13 protein-coding genes and 2 pseudogenes are annotated in these 25,292 nt (G+C 49.6%); 10 read left to right on the forward strand and 5 right to left on the reverse strand.

All coding sequences use genetic code 11. The annotated features are described in order from the left end of the window. The 3 genes from BN93_RS00570 to BN93_RS00585 all read left to right on the forward strand — a co-directional run. The coding region (locus BN93_RS00570; RefSeq protein WP_044259308.1) for a phytoene desaturase family protein at positions 1–1,330 on the forward strand (1,330 nt) is incomplete at its 5' end. Next, positions 1,327–2,829, forward strand: a complete 1,503-nt coding sequence (locus BN93_RS00575) for a phytoene desaturase family protein (protein WP_019186409.1) — start codon at positions 1,327–1,329, stop codon at positions 2,827–2,829. The genes BN93_RS00570 and BN93_RS00575, both read left to right, overlap by 4 nt. A gap of 261 nt (positions 2,830–3,090) precedes the next feature. Next, positions 3,091–3,999, forward strand: coding sequence for an alpha/beta hydrolase (locus tag BN93_RS00585; protein ID WP_198007485.1), 909 nt, complete (start codon positions 3,091–3,093; stop codon positions 3,997–3,999). Positions 4,000–5,537: 1,538 nt separating this feature from the next. On the opposite strand, the gene BN93_RS00595 is transcribed toward BN93_RS00585, so the two are convergent. Next, on the reverse strand, positions 5,538–7,199 hold the full coding sequence (locus tag BN93_RS00595; RefSeq protein WP_044259486.1) for a nucleoside kinase: 1,662 nt from the start codon (positions 7,197–7,199) through the stop codon (positions 5,538–5,540). 88 nt (positions 7,200–7,287) lie between these two features. On the opposite strand from BN93_RS00595, the pseudogene BN93_RS18915 reads away from it, so the two are divergent. After that, a pseudogene (locus BN93_RS18915) lies at positions 7,288–9,002 on the forward strand (Na/Pi cotransporter family protein). A gap of 589 nt (positions 9,003–9,591) precedes the next feature. On the opposite strand, the gene BN93_RS00610 reads toward BN93_RS18915, so the two are convergent. Both BN93_RS00610 and BN93_RS00615 read right to left on the reverse strand, forming a co-directional pair. Beyond that, positions 9,592–10,020 carry a SufE family protein gene (locus tag BN93_RS00610; RefSeq protein ID WP_019186415.1) on the reverse strand — a complete coding sequence of 143 codons (429 nt, stop codon included), beginning with the start codon at positions 10,018–10,020 and terminating at the stop codon, positions 9,592–9,594. A gap of 248 nt (positions 10,021–10,268) precedes the next feature. Further along, the gene (locus BN93_RS00615; protein ID WP_019186416.1) at positions 10,269–11,528 is read right to left on the reverse strand and encodes a peptidase U32 family protein; all 1,260 of its coding nucleotides are present in this window, start codon (positions 11,526–11,528) and stop codon (positions 10,269–10,271) included. Positions 11,529–11,580: 52 nt separating this feature from the next. Between BN93_RS00615 and BN93_RS00620 the strand changes: the two genes are divergently transcribed. Then, entirely contained in the window at positions 11,581–12,621 is a 1,041-nt protein-coding gene (locus BN93_RS00620) for a C1 family peptidase (protein WP_019186417.1), read from the forward strand. A gap of 95 nt (positions 12,622–12,716) precedes the next feature. Here the strand turns inward: BN93_RS00620 and BN93_RS00625 are convergent, their stop codons facing one another. Continuing rightward, positions 12,717–13,685 carry a YitT family protein gene (locus BN93_RS00625; RefSeq protein WP_019186418.1) on the reverse strand — a complete coding sequence of 323 codons (969 nt, stop codon included), beginning with the start codon at positions 13,683–13,685 and terminating at the stop codon, positions 12,717–12,719. Between the two features lie 243 nt (positions 13,686–13,928). Continuing rightward, positions 13,929–16,808, reverse strand: a complete 2,880-nt coding sequence (gene leuS, locus BN93_RS00630) for a leucine--tRNA ligase (protein WP_019186420.1) — start codon at positions 16,806–16,808, stop codon at positions 13,929–13,931. A gap of 507 nt (positions 16,809–17,315) precedes the next feature. Between leuS and BN93_RS16215 the strand changes: the two genes are divergently transcribed. The 5 genes and pseudogenes from BN93_RS16215 to BN93_RS00655 all read left to right on the forward strand — a co-directional run bounded on the left by BN93_RS16215 (position 17,316) and on the right by BN93_RS00655 (position 25,001). Beyond that, a complete protein-coding gene (locus tag BN93_RS16215) occupies positions 17,316–17,699 on the forward strand; it encodes a hypothetical protein (protein ID WP_052311354.1) in 384 nt (127 codons plus the stop codon). A gap of 1,289 nt (positions 17,700–18,988) precedes the next feature. Next, the gene (gene rpoN, locus BN93_RS00640) at positions 18,989–20,491 is read left to right on the forward strand and encodes an RNA polymerase factor sigma-54 (protein WP_019186423.1); all 1,503 of its coding nucleotides are present in this window, start codon (positions 18,989–18,991) and stop codon (positions 20,489–20,491) included. A gap of 504 nt (positions 20,492–20,995) precedes the next feature. After that, positions 20,996–21,604 carry a phosphatase PAP2 family protein gene (locus tag BN93_RS00645; RefSeq protein ID WP_019186424.1) on the forward strand — a complete coding sequence of 203 codons (609 nt, stop codon included), beginning with the start codon at positions 20,996–20,998 and terminating at the stop codon, positions 21,602–21,604. Positions 21,605–22,122: 518 nt separating this feature from the next. Next, complete coding sequence (gene purE, locus BN93_RS00650) at positions 22,123–22,629, forward strand: 5-(carboxyamino)imidazole ribonucleotide mutase (protein WP_009230693.1); 507 nt, start codon at positions 22,123–22,125, stop codon at positions 22,627–22,629. A 393-nt stretch (positions 22,630–23,022) separates the two neighbouring features. Next, a pseudogene (locus tag BN93_RS00655) lies at positions 23,023–25,001 on the forward strand (4-hydroxy-3-methylbut-2-en-1-yl diphosphate synthase). The last annotated feature ends 291 nt before the right edge of the window (positions 25,002–25,292 follow it).

Consider the following 25,292-nt stretch of genomic DNA (forward strand, 5'->3'; position numbering starts at 1 on the left):
CTTCATCGGAAGTGCCGAAGAGGGGCAAACTTTGTACCCTCTTTTGCGCTATCTTGAATTAGAAAACCTGCCGCTTAGCCGACTAGACACAACGGGTTACGATGTCATTTCGATGCCGCAAGGCAGGTTTGCCTTTGCCAATGGCCACGAGGCTTTTGTAGAAACGCTTGCCGCGCACTTCCCCAAAGAACGGGATGGGCTGCACCGCTACCTCAATTTGGTGGAACGGTTGGCGCAGACGTCGCCCATAAACGGGCATCGGCCAACGCCCGAACAAATGCACTTGAAAACCGAATACCAAATGCGCGCCGTAGACGAGGTGATAAATGGGTTTACAAACGATGCCCTTTTGCGCAACGTGTTGGTGGGAAATTTGCCGCTCTATGCCGGCGAACGCGGCCAAACGCCTTTCTCTACCCACGCGTTCATCACCAATTTCTACAACCAAAGCGCCTTTCGCCTAGCTGGTGGAAGCGACATCATTGCCAAACGACTTATAGAAGGCATTGCACGAAGGGGCGGAAGGGTGCTCACGCGCAAACGCGTTGAACACATAACCTGCAACAACAGCAAGGCAACGGGCGTGACAACGGCCGACGGCGAACACTTTGAGGCCGACCTTGTGATTGCCGCCATACACCCAACGCTGGTGATGCAGATGCTGAACGATACCAATCTTATCCGTCCCGCCTTTCGTCAGCGCATGCTGAACCTGCCCAATACCAAGGGCGTATTTACCGTTTACATCAAGTTTAAGCCGCAAGCCATGCCCTATCGCAACCACAACTTGTATGGCTATGCCGCCGATACGCCTTGGCAATGCGAACAATACACGGCCGACAACTGGCCTTGCGGTTTTCTTTATGTGCATCTTAGCGATGCGCTTGCAGCCGATGCACAGCCCAACACACACCAACAGTGGGCCACTTGCGGCGAGATAATGAGCTACATGCGATACGAAGAAGTGGAACGATGGGCCAACACGCGCATCATGCACCGCGGGGAGGAGTACGAAGACTTTAAGCGCGACAGGGCTGAAAGGCTTATCAACGCCGTTGAAAGGCATGCGCCAGGCTTGCGGAAAGGCATAGATTGCTACTTTACTTCCACCCCCTTGACCTACGAACAATATACTTCTACCTTGCAAGGCAGCATGTATGGCGTAGCCAAAGATGTTAGGTTGGGTTCGGCTTGTCACGTTCCAAGTCGCACACGCATACCCAACCTGTTCTTTGCAGGCCAAAACGTAAACTCGCATGGCATGTTGGGCACGCTGGTTGGTACGCTGTTAACTTGCGGCGAAGTGCTGGGAGAGAAACTAAAATTATGAACAACAACCACATTATCATCATAGGCGGCGGACTAGGCGGCCTCACCACCGGTGCGCTTTTGGCCAAAGAAGGCTGGCAAGTAACGGTGTTGGAGAAGAACCACATCGTGGGCGGAGGGTTGCAAAACTTCGCCCGACATGGCATACACTTCGATACGGGCATGCACATACTGGGTGGATTTCGCTCAGGACAAACGCTCCATCGCATTTGCAAGCACCTGGGTATCGTGCAAAAACTCCGCCTGCTACCCGTAGACAAGCTTTGCATGGACGAGATTTACTACGCTGCCACCAACACCACTCATCGTGTGGCCGAGGGAAAAGAAGGTTTTGTGGAGAGTTTCGCCAAGCATTTTCCACATCAACGCACGCAGTTGCAACGCTATGTGGCGGCCCTTTACCAGCTGGCCAACAAGATAGACCTCTTTAATCTGCGCCCAACGGGCGACAGCATTCCGCAACTTAGCGAGCGTTTCCTGTGGTCGGCCGACAAGTCTATCGCCCATTACATCGACGACGAGCGGCTTTGCGACGTGTTGGCCTACATGAATCCCATGTATGGAGGCGTTTCGGGCAAAACGCCTGCCTATGTTCACGCCCTTATCAGCGTGCTGTATATCGAGGGTACCGACCGTTTTGTGGGCGGTTCGCAGCAGTTGGCCACGGCTTTAACCGAGGTGATAGAAGATGCGGGGGGACAAGTGGTGGCCGATGCAGAGGCGGTTCGCATTGCCATAGACAACCGAACGGCAACCGCAGTGCAAACCAAAGACGGGCGAACCTTTACCGCTCCTTATTATATAGCGGCCACACACATGGCCGAAACGCTGCGCATCGTAGACAAGGGGGCGTTTACGCCTGCCTACACCAAACGCCTGAACGCCATCGACAACACCTATTCGATATTCAGCCTGTTTGTAGAACTGGAACCGCAAACCTTTCCTTACATCAACCACACTTGCTATTACCAGCACGATTACCACCACGTGTGGCACTTGGGCAATTACGATCGCGAGCAGTGGCCCTACGGAATGATGTACATGACACCACCCTCGGCAGAACAGACGGAATGGGCTACGCACCTCATCATTAACTGCGTAATGCCTTTCTCGGCGGTGGAGCAATGGCAAGATACGCTTACGGGTAGGCGTGGAAAGGAGTACGAGGCGTGGAAAACGTGGCACCAACAGCGCATCTTGCAACGCATGGAGGAGGTACGGCCCGGCTTTGGGCAATGCGTTAAGAGCCTGTGGAGTGCCTCGCCGCTAACCGTGCGCGACTATTACCACGCGCCTGCGGGTGCCATATACGGCTTTGCCAAAGACTGCCACAACCCCTTAGCCACGCAAGTGCCTGTGGCTACGAAGGTAAGTAACCTTTTGCTTACAGGCCAATGCGTAGGCTTGCACGGCATTTGCGGCGTTCCGCTGTCGGCCATCACCACGGCAGAGGCACTAGTGGGTAGGAATAAGATAATAGAAAAGCTACAAAACATTTAACCCAAATCGGTCGTTAGAGCCTGTGCAGATTTTGTGTATTGTTGAGCATATTGCGTGTCTTGTTCTTGAAGGCGTAGCGGGCTACGTCGAGAGAATAAGACAGGCAAGATGCCGACAAGCAAACGAAAGATGAACAGGAAGCGATGGAAACAACCTAAAATAATAGGTAAGCGGTCTAACGACCGATTGGGGTTAAAGGCAGCACAACCAACAATATTAAAGAAGAACATGAGAACGGTACTTATCATGCTGCTGGCTTTCATGGCATATCTGGGCCATGCCCAACAGCATAAGCCCTTAAAAATATGGCAAGGCACGCCCGAACGTGCTGCCAGCGTAACCCTTACGCCTTATATCCCGCAAGGTGCAGGGCGCGATTGCCCTGCCGTTATCGTTTGTCCTGGCGGCAGTTACCATTGGCTAGACACCCGAACCGAGGGCGACGGTGTGGCGCGATGGCTCAACAGTCAGGGCATTGCTGCCTTTGTGCTCCGCTATCGCGTGGCAGGCGTGCTGGCTTTTGTCACCCATTACCGCTTGCTTATTCGCGGACGGCAGCAGCCCGACATGCTACGCGATGTGCAACGCAGTGTGCAACTGGTGCGCGAAGGGGCATCAACATGGGGTATCTGTCCCACGGAGGTGGGCGTTATGGGCTTTACGGCAGGCGGACATCTTGCAGTGGCCTCGGCTGCCTTTGCCGCAACCAACTATCTTGCACCGCTAGGCATCAAGCCAAAGGTGAGTGTTCGCCCCGACTTTGTGGCCGCACTCTACCCCGTTGTTACGCTTGCCGACGAGCGTTACGTGCATCGCCGCTCGCGAAAGGGCATCTTGGGCGAATGGAAAAAGACCGACAACAGGCTGAAAGACTCGCTCTCGGTGGAGCGAAAAATACCTTTCGACTGTCCGCCCGTGTTCCTTGTGCACTGCGATGACGACCCCATTGTGCATCCAGGCAATAGCTTGCTGCTCGACTCTGCCCTCACTTCAAAAGGCATTCCCCACCAATTCGTGCGTTATGCCACGGGTGGTCACGGCTTTGGAGCAAGCGATGTGAAGGGCTCGAAGGAAAGTAGGCAATGGCGAGAGGCCTTTGTTCAGTGGCTTAAAACAACAGCCCTGCCCTTGGCTAGGAACAACGCCAAGGGGGAAAAACGACATATATAGTGGCCTCACCCCTACGGGCATCATCCCACAACTGGCCTCACCCCCCACTGGCCTCACCCCCAACCCCTCTCCAAGGGGAGAGGGGAGTGATATGCCTTGTGTGCTGTTTGCTTGCTAACTTGTAAACTCATCAACTCACAAACTTATCAACTCACAAACTTACCAACTCACAACTTCTCAACTCAAAAACTTACCAACTCACAACCTTATCAACTTAAAAAATCACCAACTCATAACCTTATCAACTTAAAAAATCACCAACTCACAACTTACCAGCTCACAAGCTTATCAACTCACAAACTTATCAGCTCACAAACTTGTCAACTCACAAACTTATCAACTCACAAACTCACCAACTCACCAACTTAAAAACTTATCAACTCACTAACTCACAACTTATCAGCTCACGAACCTGAACTGTTGTTTTTATTTTACAAAACCCCTCTTTTTCTCGACCCCTTCTAGCGAAAATATAGATTAAAGAGTAGGCAAAAAGCCCCTTTTCCCACCCTTTTAGGCCTTGGGCTTTGTCTATTTTTAAGAACAGAACCTGCGTTTTGCACCATTTTGCCTTTCTAGTTTGGTTGTCAGCCCATTATTTTTTACGCCCAGTTTCCCCCCTTTTAGACCCTAAAATGCCGCATTTTAATAGCCATTTTGCTCCTTTTAGCCCTGTATTTCATGGCTCGAAGGGGTTTTCTTTATACAATTACAGTGGATATTTATGCTTTTCGCCTTGCGTTTAGCGGCAAAAAGTACTGCATTTTGCACCATTTTAGCTTGCGTTTAGCACCAAAACGCATTGCATTTAGCACCAAATTGCACTACATTTTGCTGCAAATGGCACAAAATATGGTGTAAAAGACGATTCTTGGTAATAAATATTCATTCTTCCGCATCCGTGAACACTCTTCCGTTTGCACCAAAAACAACCCTCGCGAGAATCGATTTTTTGCGCCTCGGTGAGCGATTGGCGGGAAAAATCGCAGCCATAATGTTAAAACTTTTGCTGAAAAGTGGACAAGGAGAAGAGAAGTTACCAGTTAACAAGTTGACAAGTTAACGAGTGAACCAGTTGACAAGTTAACGAGTTAACGAGTTGACGAGAGTTTGAGAAGTGGAAGAGAGGGTGGGGAGTTGATGAGTAGACAAGATCGTTAGTTGACGAGTGAACCAGTTAACGAGTTGACAGGTTGACCAGTTAACGAGTTGACAAGAGTTTGAGAAGTGGAAGAGTAGTTAGGGAGTTGATGAGTAGATAAGATCGTTAGTTGATGAGTTAACCAGTTAACGAGTTGGCCAGTTGACCAGTTAACGAGAGTTTGAGAAGTGGAAGAGTGGTTGGGGAGTGGACGAGTGGTTAGGGAGTTAATGAGTTGACAAGATTGTTAGTTGACGAGTTAACCAGTAACAAGCGGTCAATGCACAAGGCATACCACTCCCCTCTCCCCTTGGAGAGGGGCTGGGGGTGAGGCCGGTTGGGGCTGGGGGTGAGGCCAGTTGTGGGTGAGGCCAGTTGGTTTGTGGCTGACTCTTTATCAATAACTAAACGAGCTACCGCCCAAGAACTCGCGTAACAATGACGTTGGCGGCAGTTGATGGAAGGGCATGGGCGCAAAATAGCGAAGGAACTTGCGCAGACGGTAGGCCTCAGAATACTCGTCGCAGCTCTCTGCAACCTGTTCGAGCAAGGGCTCGGCCTGCGTTTTGATGATGGCCAACTCGAAAAGCATGGCCGTATTAAACATGGCGTCGGCCTCTTCTTGATAGGGGAATATCCATTTTGTTTCGCCAGCACGTACGCTTGGCCAACGTTTAATGGTTTCGGCAGCCGACACACCGCGATACTTATGGTCGCGAACGATGCGGCGAAGTAGGCGATTGTCGGTGGTGGGAATGTAGTTATGGTTGTCTAGCAAGATGGTTGTTAGTGCCGAGGCATACACCTTATACTTCTGTTCGGCTGGGATGAGGGCCGTTAGTTCGGGATTAAGGGCATGAATGCCTTCAACTACCAAGATACTGTCTTTGGGCAGATGCAGACGTTTGCCGTTTGGCTCACTCCTTCCTTCAACGAAGTTGTATTTGGGCATCTGAACTTCTTCTCCGCGGAACAGCGCAGCGAGGTGTTCGTTAAGCAGCGGTATGTTTAACGCGTAAAGGCTCTCGTAATCGTATTCCCCATTGGCATCTTTGGGCGTATGTTCGCGATTAACAAAGTAGTCGTCTAACGAAATTTGAACGGGCCGTATGCCATTTGCCAGCAGTTGCACCGAGAGTCGTTTGCAGGTTGTGGTCTTTCCCGACGACGACGGGCCGGCCAATAGCACCATGCGCACCTCGGGCCGCGCGGCAATTTCGTCGGCAATGCGGGCAATCTTCTTTTCTTGCAAAGCCTCAGACACGTGCACGAGGTCGGCACTGAACCCATTGGCCACCGCCTTGTTGAAATCGCCCACGGTACGTATGCCTAATATCTGTTGCCAACGGTGGTGCTCCTTAAATATCTCGAACATTTTGTCTTGGCGCACCAGTTCGCCAAGCTGTGCGGGGTTATGTGTGGAGGGCACGCGCAGCAAAAGACCATCGTAATAAGGTTCGAGACCGAAGAGATGCAGCTCGCGCGTGTTGGTGAGTAGCGAACCGTAATAGTAATCCACGTAGCGGTCTAGCTCGTAATAGGTGGTGTAGAGTGTTCCCACGGTTTCGAGTAGGCGCACTTTCGACTCGTCGCCCACCTTCTTAAACATGGCGATGGCGGCATCGGTTGTTGTTTCGTGCCGCGAGATGGGCATGCGCGCGGCGATAATCTCTTGCATGCGGCGGCGAATTGCGTCGGCATCTTGTGGGGTTATGGGGCGTTGAATGTCGAGGTCTACGTAATATCCGTTGCTCACGGGGATGTCTATCACCACGTTGCTGTGCGGATAAAGGTCGTGAACGGCCTTGCACAGCACGAAGAACAGCGTGCGCGTATAGGCCCGTAAAGCCGAGGGCGAATGCAGGTCGAGAAACTCTACGTCTTTGTTATGATACAGGCGATAGTGCATTCCTTCGATTTTGTTATTCACCTTGGCGTTAACAGGACCGTAAGGCATATTGAGTTTTAATTCGTGAAAAACATCATAAAGTGTGCTGCCGATTTCTACCTTTGCAGTTTTTTTATTATTTTTGCATCGTATTTGTATGGATTGTTTCATGCTCAGCGACATTAAGAATTTAGCGAGTGTAAAGTTAAAGAATATATTTCAAAGTCACAACAATAAGGCACCACAATAAAGTTAATTTATGGATACAAGCAATTATCTGGTTTTTGGTTTTAAGATTGCAGGATCACTGGCATTGCTCATCTACGGCATGAAGATTATGAGCGAGGCATTGCAGAAGATGGCCGGTCCGCAATTGCGACATGTGCTTGCAGCGATGACCACCAACCGCTTTACGGGAATGCTCACGGGAGCGTTCATTACTTGTGCCGTTCAATCGTCGTCGGCCACCACCGTGATGACCGTTTCGTTTGTTAACGCCGGCTTATTAACCCTGGCTCAGGCCATATCGGTAATCATGGGCGCCAACATCGGCACCACACTCACGGCCTGGATTATGTCGCTGGGCTACTCGATAGACCTTACCGACTTTGTTTTTCCCGCCTTTCTAGTAGGAATTGCGCTTATCTACTCGCGCAGACACCGCTACAAAGGCGATTTTCTTTTTGGTATATCGTTCCTTTTTTCAGTCTTGTTCTGCTGAGCGACACAGGCAAACAGCTAGACTTGCAGCATAACCAGAGCGTTATCGACTTCTTCAGCTCGTTCGACGTGAACAGCTATTTCACGATATTGATATTCTTGTTGATAGGTACGGTTATCACAACCATCGTTCAATCGTCGGCCGCAGTGATGGCCATCACCATCCTTTTATGTTCTACGGGCGTGCTGCCCATCCACTTGGGCATAGCCTTGGTTATGGGCGAGAACATCGGAACAACGGCAACAGCCAACCTCGCAGCCTTGGGCGCCAACACGCAAGCGCGCCGAACAGCAATGGCGCACTTGGTGTTTAACGTCATTGGCGTGATGTGGGTGCTCATCGTTTTCTATCCGTTTGTGAACATGATTTGCAACATGGTGGGCTATAATCCCGAAGGACCGAAACTATCGCAAGCCGAATTGGCCATTAAATTGCCTGTTGTGCTGGCGGCTTTCCACACCTGCTTCAACCTCTTTAATACAGGCATACTTATCTGGTTCATACCGCAGATAGAGAAATTGGTGTGCATAATCATCAAGCCGGGCAAGAAAGACGAGGAAGAAGAGTTCCGCCTTCGTTTCATTCAAGCGGGCATTATGAAGACGCCCGAACTTTCGGTGCTAGAAGCGCATAAGGAGATTAGCAGCTTTGCAGAACGTATGCAGCGTATGTTCGGCATGGTGCGCGAGTTGCTCGGCACACGCGATGACTCGAATTTTGCCAAGCTTTACTCGCGCATAGAAAAGTATGAGAACATATCCGACAACATGGAGCAGGAGATTGCCAAGTATCTGAGTGCGGTGAGCGATGCACACCTGAGCGACGATACGAAGGGAAAAATACGCGACATGATGCGCGAGATTACCGAATTGGAAAGCATCGGCGACAGTTGCTATAACCTTGCGCGAACGATTAGCCGACTGGTGAACTCGAAGGAGGACTTTACCGAAAAGCAATACGAACGTATCCACCAGATGTTCGAGCTTACCGACGATAGCCTTTCGCAGATGAACATCATCATCCGCGGACGTAAGGAGTACTTGGACACTACCCGTTCGTTTAACATCGAAACCGAGATTAACAACTATCGCAAACAACTTCGTAACCAAAACATTAACGACATCAACAACCACGAGTACACATATAATGTGGGAACGATGTATATGGACATCATCAACGAATGCGAAAAGCTGGCCGACTATGTGGTGAATGTGGTTGAGGCTCGCATGGGTACGCGTAGGGTTGAGGCTTAAAGCAAGGGCGTTGGTAATGGTTATGGTGTAAGAAAGGATAAGCTTTGTAAGCATAACCATCAGGAACGAACAGCCGCATGCGGCGTAAGTGCATCGGCGCAAGCGGCTTGTAGCAACACTATAAAGGTGCTTGTGCTGATGCTACAAGGTACTTGTACTGGCACTACAAACGGCATTGTACAGATAGATTGCAGGCAACTTGTTGGCAAATGAACTTCTAAAAAACATTCCTTTTTGCTAGAACGAGCAAAGATTAAATGTACATGACTATGTTTTGGACTAATAAACAGCTTGTAGTGACCTGCTTACAAGCAAATGAAACTTTGCCCAAACACAGACCATTACAAGCTGTTTGCAAACCACAATGAATGTTCTTTATTGTTGCACAAAGGCGGGCTTGCTTTAATTATAGTCAAACAGAAATGGATTTGGAAAGCTATAGATGCATCGTAAACAAACAAAACGTGTTCCTTTTCCCCTGCGTAAGGGTTTATGGATGCCATGCTACGCACGTCTTACATTCGTATAACAACCATTTTCCAAAAGCAATTGTGTTTGACTATAAAACCCGAAAAAGAGAGCTTTCGCCCTATTGCTTTGCGGCATAGCCCACGGCGTAGGCCTTGATTTGTTTCACCATCGAGAGCAAACCGTTGGAACGGGTGGGCGAAAGGTGATCCTTTAGGCCGATGGCATCAATGAAATGCAGGTCGGCATGTGCTATCTCGTCGGGCGTGTGGTTGCTTATCACCCTGATAAGCAGGGCGATAATGCCCTTGGTAATAAGCGCATCGCTATCGGCAGAGAAGACTAAACGGCCGTCAACAAGGTCGCATTGTAGCCAAACACGACTTTGACAGCCTTCGATAAGGTTGCTTTCTAGTTTATACTTGGCATCGAGTGGCGGTAGCGTGTTGCCCAAATCGATGAGCATTTGGTACTTATCCATCCAGTCGTCGAATGCCGAAAACTCTTCAATAACTTCTTCTTGAAGTGCGTCTATGGTTGATGTTGACATGTGTTAGGGGGTGTTTATGAGTTTATAAGTTGGGGAGTTGGTGAGGTTTTGAGGTTTTGAGTTGGTGAGTTTTTGGGTTTATAAGTTGATGAGTTTGCACACAACGAGCGACAATGTCAATGCAATCAAGGCAGACTTCTTTGTTTATCTGTCTACTTGCCAAGCTGTTAACTCGTCAACTCATAAACTCAAAAACTTACTAACTCATTAACTCATAATCTCAAAAACTCATTAACTCGTCAACCAATCTATTTATTTACCTCGTTCTTTACCAGTTTAAACAGTTTGTCGTTTGGTCTTACCTTGTCGGGAACGGGTATTGAGACGCGCGTACCTTTTTGTGCCGTTTGTACTGGTTCCAATTCATAGCGTATTTCTTTGGCATCGAAGAACATCACGCCCGTTGTTGGACCCGTTATCAAAAGATGGTCGTTAAGTTGCACTTCGCTGGCCTCAACAGCGATTTCGGCTACGCCCAACTTAGAGAAATGCTTAACAACTTTACCCACAAGCACCTTCTTTTCGGTAGCTTTGTTTCCGTAGTGTTTAGTCCATTCGCCCATTGTCTGGCCTTGATAATATCCATCCCAGAAGCCGCGATTAAACACAGTGCTCAGTCGTTCGTCCCACTCGTCTTTCTTTTCTTCGGTGAACGAGCCGTCGAGAACGCTGGCGATGGCCTCCTTATAGCACCTCACCACGGTGTAAACATACTCTGGACCGCGTGCCCTACCCTCGATTTTGAACACACGCACGCCCGCATTCATCATCTGATCGATAAAGCGAACGGTCTTTAAGTCCTTCGGACTCATGATGTATTCGTTGTCGATGTCTAGCTGCGTGCCCGTTTCCTTGTCGGTAACAGTGTACGAACGGCGACAAAGTTGCACACATTGGCCGCGGTTGGCCGACCTATTGGCATCGTGCAGGCTTAAATAACACTTCCCACTGACGGCCATACACAGCGCGCCGTGGCAAAACATCTCGATACGAACGGGCTCGCCATTAGGACCAAGCACGCGTTGTTCGTTAATCTGCTTGTATATTTCGGCCACCTGTTCCATGTTCAACTCGCGCGCCAACACAACCACATCTGCAAATTGGGCGTAAAACTTCAACGCGTCGATGTTGGATATGTTCAGTTGCGTAGAAAGGTGAACCTCAACGCCCACTTGCCGACAATACATCATTACGGCCACGTCGCTAGCGATAACGGCAGACACTTGCGCTTCTTTGGCAGCATCTACGATGGTGTGCATCGTTCCAAGGTCGTCGCCATAGATAACGGTGTTAACCGTTAAATAACTCTTCATGCCATGCTCGCGACAAGTAGCAGCAATGTCGCGAAGGTCGTCTATCGTGAACTGATTGGCCGAATGCGAGCGCATGTTCAACTGGCCGATACCGAAATACACAGAGTCGGCACCAGCTTGTATCGCTGCAACGAGGCTCTCTCGCGAGCCTACCGGCGCCATTATTTCAAATTCTCTTATTTTGTTATTATCCATTTATTATCCTTTGCTTTTGCAAAGTTACGAAAAAATGGTATCTTTGTCCCTCATGAACAGAATTATTCTCATACTAGTGGCGTTGGCCACGCTATGCTCGTGCACCTCGAAAAGCGAGCCAAGAGCTACCACGAGGCTGCCTAAGATAGAGATATTGCTGAAAACCACGCCCGTAAAGGACCAAGGACAAAGTCAACTGTGCTGGATATTCGCCATGTTAGCCACAATTGAAACCGAACACCTGATGCGTGGCGACTCGGTAAATCTCTCTACGGCATACGTTGCGCGCATGGCTTTGCGCCAGCGCATACAAGACGCGTACCTTGCAAAAGGAACGCGCCCGATACATTTGCGGGGTATGGCCTCGAACGCTCTTTCGGCCATTGCCGACCAAGGCTTGTTGGCATACGATACGTATCATGTGGAGGATTATAGCGTGTTCAGCGCGTTCCCAAAGAAAGCAGCGAACCTTTGTAAGCTGGCCGTAGCGCAGCAAGAAGGCCTTGTAAGGCTAGTACAACGTTATGATAACCTAGCCGACCAATCAATTGGCGCACTACCAAGGGCACAATTCATGCTGGGAGCCGAATATACGCTTGGCGAATTTGGGCGAAGTGTGTGCCGACACGACGAGTATGTGGGGCTTACCAGCTTTACCCACCACCCCTTTAACACGGCATTCGCCCTCGAAGTACCGGATAATGTTAACCGCGATTGCCTGTTAAATCTGCCCATCGACAGCTTAGTAAGCCTTACAGAGCGGTCGTTACGCGCCGGTCATCCCCTTTGTTGGGAAGGCGACACATCCGAACCGGGGTTCAATTTCGCCCAAGCCATTGCCCGTATTCCCGAACATAGCACCGCCCCTACACAGCAAATGCGGCAGCGCGAGTTCGAAACGCTTCGCACAACCGACGACCATTGCATGGCCATCGTGGGCTTGGCGCGCGATGCGCAAGGCAAACGCTACTTCATTATGAAGAACTCGTGGGGCACAGACAATGCCTTTAAGGGCTTTATGTTTATGTCCGAAGATTATTTTAGGATGAAAACCATCGCCCTTTGGGCACAACGCGAGTGCTTAGGCACGTAATAATACGCATTTGCCCAGCCTTTCTGTTTTGCAAGAAAGGCTGGGCAAACCATCGTTTCTAGGCCTTAGCAAGCTGTTTTTGCTTGCCTTCTTGCCTATTTCTTTTCCTCTTCGCTCACTCTTTTAGGGGGCTTTGGCATCTCCTTGGCCTTAACCTTAATCGTGTCGAACCCTTCGCCGTACACGCCGATAACGGCACTCTGACTAACAAAGGCGTTAGGGTCTATCAACTTAATCAGTCGGAAAATCATTTGACTTTCGTTCTTCTTAGCCAGCACGCAAAGCACTTTCATTTCCTTACCCGTGTACCATCCGTGTCCATCAAGAATGGTAACGCCGTGGTCGGTATGCAAAGCTATGGCGTTGGCAATCTCTTGATACTTGCGCGAAAAGATGAGGAACTGCACCGATTCGCGCCGCGCGTTCATCACATAGTCGAGCATAAAGTTCTCTACAATCATCGTACACAGACCGAAAACCATCATCCTCGCCCGTTCGTAATACGTTCCGAACTGCGGAAAGAAGAAACAGCTACCAATGATAAAGATGTCTACAAGAAACAACACCTGACCCAATGACAGGTTGAAAAACTTGTTTACTACGGCGGCAATGATGTCGGTTCCACCCGTGCTGCCATTGTTAAGGAACACGATAGCCAACGACGAACCCGTTAACGTACAGCCGATGAGCAGCGACATGAAGTTGTTTCCAGGGCCAAGTATCTGCACAAACTGGTCGGTTCCCTCAATCTTTGGCATCAGCTCTTGCGCATATTCCAGCAAGAAATACAAGGCTGCCGTGGCATAAATGGTCTTTAATAGGAAACGCCAGCCCAGCACTTTCAGTGCCAAAACCAAGAGCGAGATGTTGATGATGGCGTAAGTGTACTGTATCTTAAAGCCCGTGGCATAGAAAACAACGAGCGATGCACCCGTTACTCCGCCTGTTACAATCTCGTAGGGCATGATAAACACCACCAGTCCGAAGGAGTACAGGCATAATCCGAGCGTGATAAACACATAGTCTTTAATCTCGCTAAGGAGCATTTTATGGTCGATTGTCATATCAAATTTGAGTTTATGAGGGTTTTAGTTTTTGAGTTTTTGAGTTGGGAAGGTTATGAGGTTATGAGTTTTTTAGCTGGTGAGGTTATGAGATTTTTAGTCTATGAGTTGGGGAGTTGGGGAGTTTATGAGGGTTTGAATTTATGAGTTTGTAGTCTCAAAACTCATTAACTCAAAAACTTATAAACTAAAAATCTCATAACCTCACCAACTCATAAACTCAAAAACTCACCAACTTAAACATCATCCTTTCACCACGATGTTAACGATTTTCTTCGGCACAACAATCACCTTCACCACCTGTTTGCCTTCAAGGAACTTGGCCGAGCGTTCGTCATTCATGGCCGCTTGTTCTATTTCGGCATTGGTGGCGTTGGCGGCGAAGGCCTTTTGGAAACGCGCTTTGCCGTTAAAGGCGATGGCCAATTGCACTTCGCTCTCTTCGAGGTACTTCTCTTCGTAGGCTGGCCACTGCGCATCGCACACCGATGATTGCCCGTTACCCAGAGCCGCCCACAGCTCTTCGGCGATGTGCGGAGCGAAAGGTGCGAGGGCAACCACCAACTTCGAGAGCAGCTCTTTATTGGTGCAATGGGCTTGCGATAGTTCGTTTACGCATATCATAAAGGCTGCCACGGCCGTGTTGTACGAGAAGGCGGGGATGTCGGCCGACACTTTCTTCAGCAATTTGTGAACCGATTTAAGCTGTTCTGCGGTTGCCTCGGCATCGTTTGGCATAAACTCGCCCGTGCGCAGGTTGTAGAACAAGCCCCAGAACTTCTTCAAAAAGCGGTGACAACCATCAATTCCGTTGGTGTCCCACGGCTTACTTTGCTCCACCGGACCAAGGAACATCTCGTAAAGGCGCAACGTATCGGCCCCGTAGTTCTCAACGATGAGGTCGGGATTTACCACATTGTACATACTCTTCGACATCTTTTCGACGGCCCAACCGCATACATACTTGTCGTTTTCAAGCACAAACTCGGCATCCTTATATTCGGGTCGCCATGCGCGGAAGGCGTCAATGTCCAGCACGTCGCCATGAACGATGTTCACATCCACGTGTATGGGCGTAACCTCGTATTGGTCTTTCAGTCCCAACGACACGAAGAGCGGTGCCTTATCACCCTCGCCTTCGGTTCTTTGCACACGATAAACAAAGTTACTGCGGCCTTGAATCATACCCTGGTTAACCAACTTCTGGAACGGCTCTTCGTTTACGGCTACGCCCAAGTCGAAGAGGAACTTGTTCCAAAACCTGCTATATATAAGGTGTCCTGTGGCATGTTCCGTTCCGCCCACATAGAGATCCACGTTCTGCCAGTAGCTAACGGCCGCGTTGCTCACCAGTGCATCGTTGTTGTGCGGGTCCATATAGCGTAAGAAATAGGCCGAAGAGCCGGCGAAACCAGGCATGGTGTTCAGCTCTAAGGGGAACACTTGCACCCCGTCTATCAGGCTCTTGTCTACCACTTGGCGTGCTTTCTCGTCCCACGCCCATGCTTTGGCGTTGCCCAATGGCGGTTCGCCCGTTGCCGTAGGTTGGTAATTGTCCACCTCAGGCAATTCAAGCGGCAAGCATTCTTGTGGAATCATGTAGGGCATGTCGCCCTTATAATACACGGGGAACGGCTCTCCCCAATAGCGTTGGCGCGAGAACGTGGCATCGCGAAGGCGATAATTCACCTTGATGCGACCCAAGTTGTGGCGCGAAACATATTCTTTGGTCTTGGCGATAGCCTCCGTAACGGTCAGTCCGTTTAGCACCAAACCCTGCGCTTGGCCATCGTTGGCGGCGTTGTTTGTGGCGGGCGAGTTAATCACGATGCCCTCTTTGGCATCGAAACTCTGCTCCGAAATGTCGGCCCCTTCGATAAGCGGCACGATGGGCAGCTTGAAATGGCGAGCAAAAGCGTAGTCGCGACTATCGTGTGCAGGTACGGCCATGATGGCTCCCGTGCCGTAACCGGCCAGCACATAATCGCTTACCCAGATGGGAACGGCCCCACCTGTTAGTGGATTTATGGCGTAAGCGCCTGTGAAAACGCCGCTAACCTTGCGGTCGGCAATACGTTCGCGTTCGGTTCTTTTCTTCGTTGCCTCAACATAGGCCTGCACTTCGGCGCGCTGTTCGGGTGTGGTAAGGCGGTCTACTAATTCGCTTTCGGGAGCCAGCACCATGAAAGTAACGCCGAAAATGGTGTCGGCGCGAGTGGTAAAGATGGTGAAACGCTCGTTGCTGTCTTTCACGGCAAACTCCACTTCGGCTCCTTCCGAGCGACCAATCCAGTTGCGTTGCGTTTCTTTTAGCGAGTCGGTCCAGTCCACTTTGTCCAGTCCTTCGAGCAAACGCTGTGCATACGCACTAACGCGAAGGCACCATTGGCGCATCTTTTTTTGCACAACGGGGTAGCCACCACGCACACTAACGCCGTCTACCACTTCGTCGTTGGCCAGCACCGTGCCCAGTTCGGCACACCAGTTCACCATCGTTTCGCCCAGATAAGCAATGCGATAGTTCATCAGCGTGGCCTGTCGGGCGTGCTCGTCCATCGCTTTCCACTGCTCGGCCGTGATGTTCAAGTCTTCGCTACAAGCAGCATTCAGTCCTGCTGTGCCCTGTTTGGCCAGCCGTTCTTCAAGTTGGGCGATGGGCAAAGCGCGTTGTTGGTCGTTGTCGTAATACGAATCGAACATCTTTTGAAACGCCCACTGCGTCCATTTATAATATGTAGGGTCGCAGGTGCGTACCTCGCGGCTCCAATCAAACGAAAAACCGATGCGGTCTAGCTGCTCGCGATAACGCGCAATGTTTGTTTCAGTGGTCACGGCAGGGTGTTGTCCCGTCTGTATGGCGTACTGTTCGGCTGGCAAACCATAGGCATCGTAGCCCATGGGGTTAAGCACGTTGTAGCCTTCCAGTCGCTTATGGCGGGCGTATATGTCAGAGGCGATATAACCCAAGGGGTGTCCCACGTGTAGCCCAGCCCCCGAAGGGTAGGGGAACATGTTGAGTACATAGAACTTCTTTTTGCTGTTGTCTTCTACAACGCGATAGGTTTGCTGTTCCTCCCATCGCTTTTGCCACTTCTTTTCTATTTCCCTAAAATTATATTCCATCTTGTTTTATTTAATGTTTCTTGTTTTAAAAAGTTGACCAGTTAACGAGTTGGTAAGGCTACTAGATAGTTGACCAGTTTACAAGTTAACGAGTTAACAAGGCAAAGTCATTTTTTCACCTTTTCACTTTTTCACCTTTTCACCTCTAACCGTCTTATCAACCGCAAAGTTACTAAAAAGTTTTCTCCCCGAAATGCAAAGTGGCTGCTAATGTGTTTGTTTTGCGTTTTAAGGAGAAGAATATGTGCACAACTTACTCCTTCTCAACACCTATAACGGCTTTGTTTATGTGCTTATGTCCCGCTACTAAGCTAACAAGTTGTGAATTCTTAACATCACGATACGGTTTTCTTTTTGACGTTGTTCCGTTTTTTTCGTATATTTGCGCATACAACGGTGCCTTAATCACCTTCATTTCATAGGCCGAGGGCGTTAGAATGTTGACAATGCGGCTATCCAGATTTGGAGAAACAACCCCAAAACAAGTTTTTCATTAAATTCATCAATATGAAACCAACCACCGTACACACCACACACCGCGCTATAACACGTAACGTGTTGTGCATCGCACTTTGCGCCTGCATCGTAAGCGCATTTATTTCGGCTTGTGCCTTTGTGCCCACTGCCTCGAATTTTCCACGCGACAAGGTTAGGCTTGGCATGAACACCAAAGAAGTAAAGAGCATAATGGGTAAGCCGTTCAGCGAGGACACGTTTCTGGAAGGAGAAAAACGTGTTGATGTTCTTCATTATAAGGAGGCAGTAAGGGTTAAGACACAAGGGTTTATACTCACTACTTCACTGCGGTTTGAGAACGACTCGCTTACCGCAATCACCCAAAACGAGAAGATGGTGGATGAGGTTACGAGGGAAAGTAAGGTTCAACAATAAAGAATAAGGCCGCACCACAGCCTCCACTTCAAAGAGAAAGAGGGGGCGCAGTGCGCCAAGTGCAACGCGATAGTTGGCGTAAAAAAGTGCTTATCACTTCTTTGTTGTGTTCAATATGAAAGTTATCTTTCCCCATATCGGTGTGAGTATAACTCAAAAGCTCACGCCCTAAAAAACTCACGTCAGTCAAAAAATACACGAACCTACGAACTAAACAACTTAAACCCCCGCGCTCTTAAAAAACCATATCACTCAAAAAACGCACGTACTTACGAACTGAACAACTCAAAACCTCACGCCCTTAAAAACTCATATCACTCGAAAAACGCACGCCCTTACGAACTAAACAACTTAAAAACGCACGCCCTTAAAATCTTAAAATCTTAAAACTTTTTTTACAAAACACCGCTCGCGCGCCAACCCCTTCTAGCGAAAATATAGGTCGTGATGCAGGTAAATGGCCACTATTTTTAGCCTTTTACGTCTTTCGCCTTGTCCTTTTTTTAAGAACAAAACCTGCATTTTGCACCATTTTGCCTTTCTATTTGGCCGCCAACTCGCAATTATTTCGCGCCCAATTACCCACTTTTAGACCCCAAAAACCTACTTTTTCACGGCCATTTTGTCCTTTCTAGCCATGTTTTTAATGGTGTTGAGAGGTATTGTTTATACAATCATGCCGTATTTTTATGCTTTTTGCCTTGCGTTTAGCTGCAAATCACAGTGCATTTTGCACCATTTTACCCTTGCGTTTAGCACCAAAACGCACTGCATTTAGCACCAAAACGCAGTGCATTTTGCATCAAAACGCACTGCGTTTAGCGGCATATTGCAGTGAATTTAGCACTAAACACCCTCAAAACTGGTGCAAATGGTGGTGTTTTGACATAAATATTCATTTTGCTGCATTCACCATCTAACCCCTTTTTGCATCAAAACAAACCTCTGCGAGAATCGATTTTTTGCGGTCAAGTGGGCAGTTGGTGGATAAAATGGGCACTTTTTGTGTTAAAATTCTTGCTGAAAAGTGGACAGAAGATTAGCAGGCGGGTTAATTTTTCAACTCGTTAACTCGTCAACGGGTCAACCCTTCTACCCGCCATCTTACAAACGCATAAAACTAAAATCCTCACAATCTAGCAAACAAAAATCACACTCTCTTTGTACGTTAGCAGCTTATTTTCTATCTTTGCATATAGGTAACGGGACACACGCCTTACAACTTATCGCTTGCGCACGAGTGCAAAACGGCGGCGAAAAAGGCGAAACCCATTGAAGTGACAAGCATTATGGCACAAAAGCTCATACAGACACAAACGCAAAAACAAGTGCAGGTGCAACGACTCTCACAGCAACAGATGTTGCAGGTGAGGCTCTTGGAGATGCCGCTTACCGAACTGGAACAGAGCGTTGTTGCCGAACTGGACGACAATCCGGCACTGGAAACAGATACACACGAACCAAACGAAACCGAGAACTACGACACCGCGCCCGCCAACGACGACCAAGGCGATGAGGATTTTGACCAACAGACGGAACGCGAAGAACGCGAACAGGCACTGGATGCGGCGTTGGAAAACATCGGCCGCGACGACGAAATGCCCGAAACATTCGGCAGGGAGAACCATAACAATGCCGAATACGAGGAGATTGTGTATGGCGACACCACTTCGTTTTACGATAAGCTGAAAGAACAAGTGGGCGAAATAGACCTCAACGACGAGGAGGAACAGGTGCTGCTTTACCTCATCGGGTCGTTAGACAACGACGGACTGCTGCGCAAAGACCTCGACACCATTGCCGACGAACTGGCCATTTATCAGAATTTGGACGTGGAAACGCCCGAGATTGAGCGGATGTTGGGTGTGCTACAAACGTTCGACCCGGCTGGCATTGGCGCGCGTTCGCTTAAAGAATGCTTGCTGATACAGATTGCAAGAAAGCCTGAAAGCTGGGCAAAGGAAATGATGCGCCGCGTGATAGACGAGTGTTTCGACGCCTTTACCAAGAAACATTGGGACACGATACAAACGCAACTGCAACTCACCGACAAGCAGGTGCAGGAGGTGCAGGCCGAAATTAGAAAGCTGAACCCTAAGCCGGGGGCATCGATGGGCGAGACGCAAGGGCGTAACTTGCAACAGATAACGCCCGACTTTATCGTAGACACCGACGACGACGGCGGGGTTTCGTTCCATCTCAGTCGCGGAAACATACCCAGACTGATGGTGTCGCCCACGTTTGCCGACATGGTTGACCACTACCGAAACAACAAGGCCAACATGACGAAAGGCGAGAAGGAGGCCTTGCTCTATGCTAAGGAGAAGGTGGAAAAGGCGCAGGGCTATATCGAGGCCATCAAACAACGCCAACATACGCTAAGCCTAACGATGCAGGCCATCATCGACATACAGCGAAAGTTCTTTGTTGAGGGCGACGAGGCCGACCTGCGGCCGATGATTCTCAAAGACATCGCCGACCGAACGGGGCTAGACATTTCTACCATCTCGCGCGTTAGCAACATCAAGTACGCACAAACTAAGTGGGGCACGTTCCCCCTGCGCTTCTTCTTTACCGATGCCTACACCACGGGCGACGGCGAAGAGTTGTCTACACGCAAGATAAAAATCGCCCTTAAAGAGCTTATCGACAACGAAGACAAGAAGAAACCGCTGAGCGATGACTTGCTGAAAGAGGAACTGGCAAAGAAAGGTCTGCCCATCGCCCGTCGCACTGTGGCGAAGTATAGGGAACAGCTGGGACTTCCAGTGGCGAGGTTGAGGAAGGGGTGACAAAGCCCCACAACCGGCCTCACCCCCAACCCCTCTCCAAGGGGAGAGGGGAGTGATTAGCCTTGTTGCTTTATGGGGTGGTGCAAAAGATGGTATGGTTAATACAACCGGCCTCAACCCCAACCAGCCTCACCCCCAACCTCTACCGGCCTCACACCCTCGCACAATCGGCCTCACCCCCAACCCCTCTCCAAGGGGAGAGGGGAGTGATTAGTCTTGTTGCTTTGTGAGGTGGCGCAAAAGATGGTATGGTTAATAAGGGTGGGGTTCGCTCATTAAATGCTGTGTATTCACTTATGTTAGCAGGGCATCTTACATATTTGTTCTCTTTGTTCTATCAGTCTCGTGAGGCTTATGGACTAAAATGAGCAAAGCGTTCAGTTGCTAGCTACAAGATAAAAGATACGGGAGTGATATATAAAAGGTTCGATATTATCAAAGCATTTCACTCCCCTCTCCCCTTGGAGAGGGGTTGGGGGTGAGGCCGGTTACTTAAAGTTGCTTATGAAAGAGAAAAACATCATATTCGGCGCGCGGATGATGAGCATGCTCTTCACCCCGTTTTATCTGCCCATTGTTGGGCTGATAGCGTTGTTCACTTTTAGTTACATGTCTCAATTGCCTTGGGATTACAAACTAGAAGTGTTGCTCTTGGTGTATATCGCCACCATATTTATCCCCACGATACTGATACATCTGTATCGCCGTTATCAGGGATGGACCCTCATTGAGCTAGGGCATAAGGAGCGGCGCATGGTGCCTTACGTCATCTCCATATTGTGTTACTTCGGCTGTTACTATCTCATGTCGGTGTTACAGATACCCCGTTTCATGGCTCGCATATTGGTTGCCGCCCTCGTTGTGCAAGTGGTATGCGCGCTTATCAACGTTTGGTGGAAGATTTCCACGCATACAGCAGCCATTGGCGGCGTGGCAGGTGGACTGATGGCCTTTGCTTTTCTCTTCATGTTCAACCCTGTTTGGTGGCTTTGTTTGGTGTTTATCGTGGGCGGACTGGTTGGAACCAGTCGCATGATACTTCGCCAACACTCGCTTTGGCAGGTGGTAGCAGGGTTTCTTGTGGGCATGGTCTGCGCGTTTGTGGTGATATAGTGAGCCGCTATAAGCGGGCACAACCCACCCACAACTGGCCATAGCCAACCCCACAACTGGCCTCACCCCACCCACAACCGGCCTCACCCCCAGCCCCTCTCCAAGGGGAGAGGGGAGTGATTAGCATAGTTTCTTTGAAGTATTACGATTAAAATATACAACGTATGGCAATACATCAACCCACAAAACAGCCAAACATACCACTTTCCTTTCCCCTTGGAGAGGGGCTGGGGGTGAGGTCGGTTGTGGGTTTGGCGTGGTCCATTTGTGGCGATGCCTAGTTGCCCTCTTTTAATTTAGAAATAATAGTATTAATAACAACAAGTCTTACCCGCTAGTTCCCTGCAAAAGGGGATAGGTAACGAGCAACAATGCTGTCTCTCACACTTACAAAAACAATGTATAACAAGACAACAACCCACAAAACAGCAAGGCATATCACGCCCCTCTCCCCTTGGAGAGGGGACGGGGGTGAGGCCTGTTGTAGATTAGTTGGGTAAGGCCTATTACTTTTCATTATGACCCCATCAGTAAGCATTATCATGGGCAGTACCAGCGACTTGCCCGTTATGGAGAAAGCATGTAAGTTGCTTAACGACTTGAAAGTGCCTTTCGAGGTGAACGCTCTCAGTGCTCATCGCACACCCGATGCCGTAGAAGCCTTTGCCAAAGGAGCCAAAGCGCGTGGCGTAAAGGTTATTATCGCGGCCGCTGGCATGGCTGCCGCTCTGCCTGGTGTTGTGGCAGCATCCACCACTTTGCCCGTTATTGGCGTACCCATCAAAGGCATGCTCGACGGATTAGATGCCCTATTGTCTATCGTGCAGATGCCCCCAGGCATTCCTGTTGCCACTGTTGGCGTTAATGCAGCCATGAATGCGGCCATACTTGCCGTGCAAATGCTGGCCTTGACAGACGAAAACGTGGCGCAACAACTGGCCGAATATAAGGCTACATTGGGACAAAAGATTACCAAAGCCAATGAAGAATTGGCCGAAGTGAAGTACGAGTTTAAGACAAACTAAGGCGAATGTTCGCAAGTTAACAAGTTGACAAGTTGACGAGTGTACAAGTTGACGAGACGACAAGATGGAGAGTTGACGAGTAGATTGGTTAACGAGTGTACAAGTTAATGAGTTGACAAGATGGAGAGTTGACGAGTTGACAAGTGGATTAGTTAACGAGTGTACAAGTTAACGAGTTGACGAGATGGAGAATTGACGAATAGATTAGTTAACGAGTGGACAAGTTAACGGGTAGACAAGATGTCAAGTAGACTAGTTTACAAACTAACGAGTGAACGAGTTGTTAGGCGAAGCATCTTTTCACCTTTTCACTTTTTCACCCTTTCACCTTTAAACGTCATCTTTTCACTTTTTCACCCTTTCACCTTTAAACGCCTTTTCCCCTTTAAACGAATGATGAACGAACAAGATAACAACAAAACTTCACGCCCTCTTGGCCTACAAGAAGATGGCGAATGGAGTGACATCGGCATCGACCTCTTTAACCTGCAACGCCGAAACGCATCGGTAACAACCATTGGCAGCGTGACGATGGGTGGAAACAACCCCGTGCGCGTGCAGTCGATGACCACCACCGACACCAACGACACCGAGGCTAGCGCAGCCCAAGCCGAGCGAATTATACAGGCAGGCGGCGAGTTGGTGCGACTTACCACGCAAGGAAAGCGCGAGGCTGAGAACCTGCGCAACATCAATGCGGCACTCAGACAGAAAGGTTACGACACGCCACTTGTGGCTGATGTGCATTTCAACGCCAACGTAGCCGACGTGGCCGCGCTGTATGCAGAGAAGGTACGCATAAATCCCGGCAACTATGTAGACCCAGGACGAACCTTCAAACAGTTGGAATATACCGACGAGGAATACGCCGAAGAGATAAAGAAGATTGATGCACGCTTTGTGCCTTTCCTCGATATTTGCCGCGAAAACAACACAGCCGTACGCATCGGTGTGAACCACGGCTCGCTCTCCGACCGCATTATGAGTCGCTATGGCGACACGCCTGCGGGCATCGTTGAGAGCTGTATGGAGTTCTTACGCATCTGCAAACGCGAGCAATTCAGCAATGTGGTTATCTCCATCAAGGCATCCAACACGGTGGTGATGGTGCAATCGGTGCGCCTTTTGGTGCAACAGATGCGCCTCGAAGACATGAATTACCCCCTACATCTTGGCGTTACTGAGGCTGGCGAGGGCGAAGATGGCCGCATTAAGAGTGCTGTGGGAATCGGAACGCTACTGTCCGACGGCATCGGCGACACCATACGCGTATCGCTTAGCGAAGACCCAGAGGCCGAAATTCCCGTAGCACGCGCGCTTGTAGACTACATCGAGGCACGTTCGGGCCACCTACCTATACCTGCTCAGGTGGCAAAAGGGTTCAACTACACCGCTCCCGAACGCCGTCCAACCACGCCCGTGGCCAACATCGGAGGCGAAAACCTACCCGTTGTGATAAGCAATCGCACGGATAAGGATAAGGTTCACGTGGTGGCCAACGCCGACCAAACGCCCGATTACATATATATAGGTAGACATCTGCCCGCAAACCTCTCGGCAAAGCGCCGTTACATCATGGACTACGATGCCTACATGCAGCTGGCCAGCACCAATCCGCAGGCCTACGAGCTGGTGTACCCCATCTTCCCACACAATGCCGTGCCCTTTATCTCGCTTGTCGAGGCAGACGTTAAGTTCCTCGTGCCGCAATATGGAGCCAACAGCGACGAATATTTGGCTTGTCTTAAACATCACCCCGAAGTGGTGGTGGTGTGCATGAGCACACATAAAACAAGGTGGGCGACCAGCGTGCGCTGGTTCACGAGTTGTGGTCGGCAGGCATCAACAACCCCGTTGTATTCGCGCAAATGTACCGACACGCGGCCGAAGAGAAAGAAACATTCCAGCTAAAAGCCGCTGCCGACATGGGTCCGCTGATGATTGACGGGCTAACGGATGGCATTTGGTTGATGAACGACGGCGACTTGCCCGACGAAGAGGTAGATGCCACGGCCTTCGGCATACTGCAAGCCGCCCGTTTGCGCACCACCAAGACCGAATACATTAGCTGTCCGGGCTGCGGTCGCACGCTTTACGACCTGCGAACAACCATCGCCCGCATTCGCGAAGCCACCAAACACATGAAGGGTTTGAAGATTGGCATCATGGGTTGCATCGTAAACGGACCGGGCGAAATGGCCGATGCTGACTTCGGATATGTTGGCGCAGGCCCTGGAAAGGTGTCGCTCTACCGCAAAAAAGAATGCGTTGAAAGGAACATCGACGAGAAAGATGCGGTGGAACATCTGCTAAGGCTGATTGAAACCAGCCTCACCCCCAACCCCTCTCCAAGGGGAGAGGGGCGTGATTAGCCTTGCAACGTTGTGGCAGTTCTAATGATTGCTGCATTTGATGGCACACGGTAGTACTATCTATACGATAAACCTTGTGAGGTAATAGCCTAATAAAATCATAGTTAATAACGAGTAATCACTTACCTTCACTCGCCAAAACAACAAAGCATATCACTCCCCTCTCCCCTTGGAGAGGGGTTGGGGGTGAGGCCAGTTGGGGTTGGAGGACGAGCCCAATTAGAGAGGACGAGGTCGGTTGTAGGGTGAAAATGAGACTGAAGACAAAATAATAAATATGAACGAACAAAA

The sequence above is a fragment of the Prevotella conceptionensis 9403948 genome, assembly GCF_000312305.1.
GTDB classification, from domain to species: Bacteria; Bacteroidota; Bacteroidia; order Bacteroidales; family Bacteroidaceae; genus Prevotella; species Prevotella conceptionensis.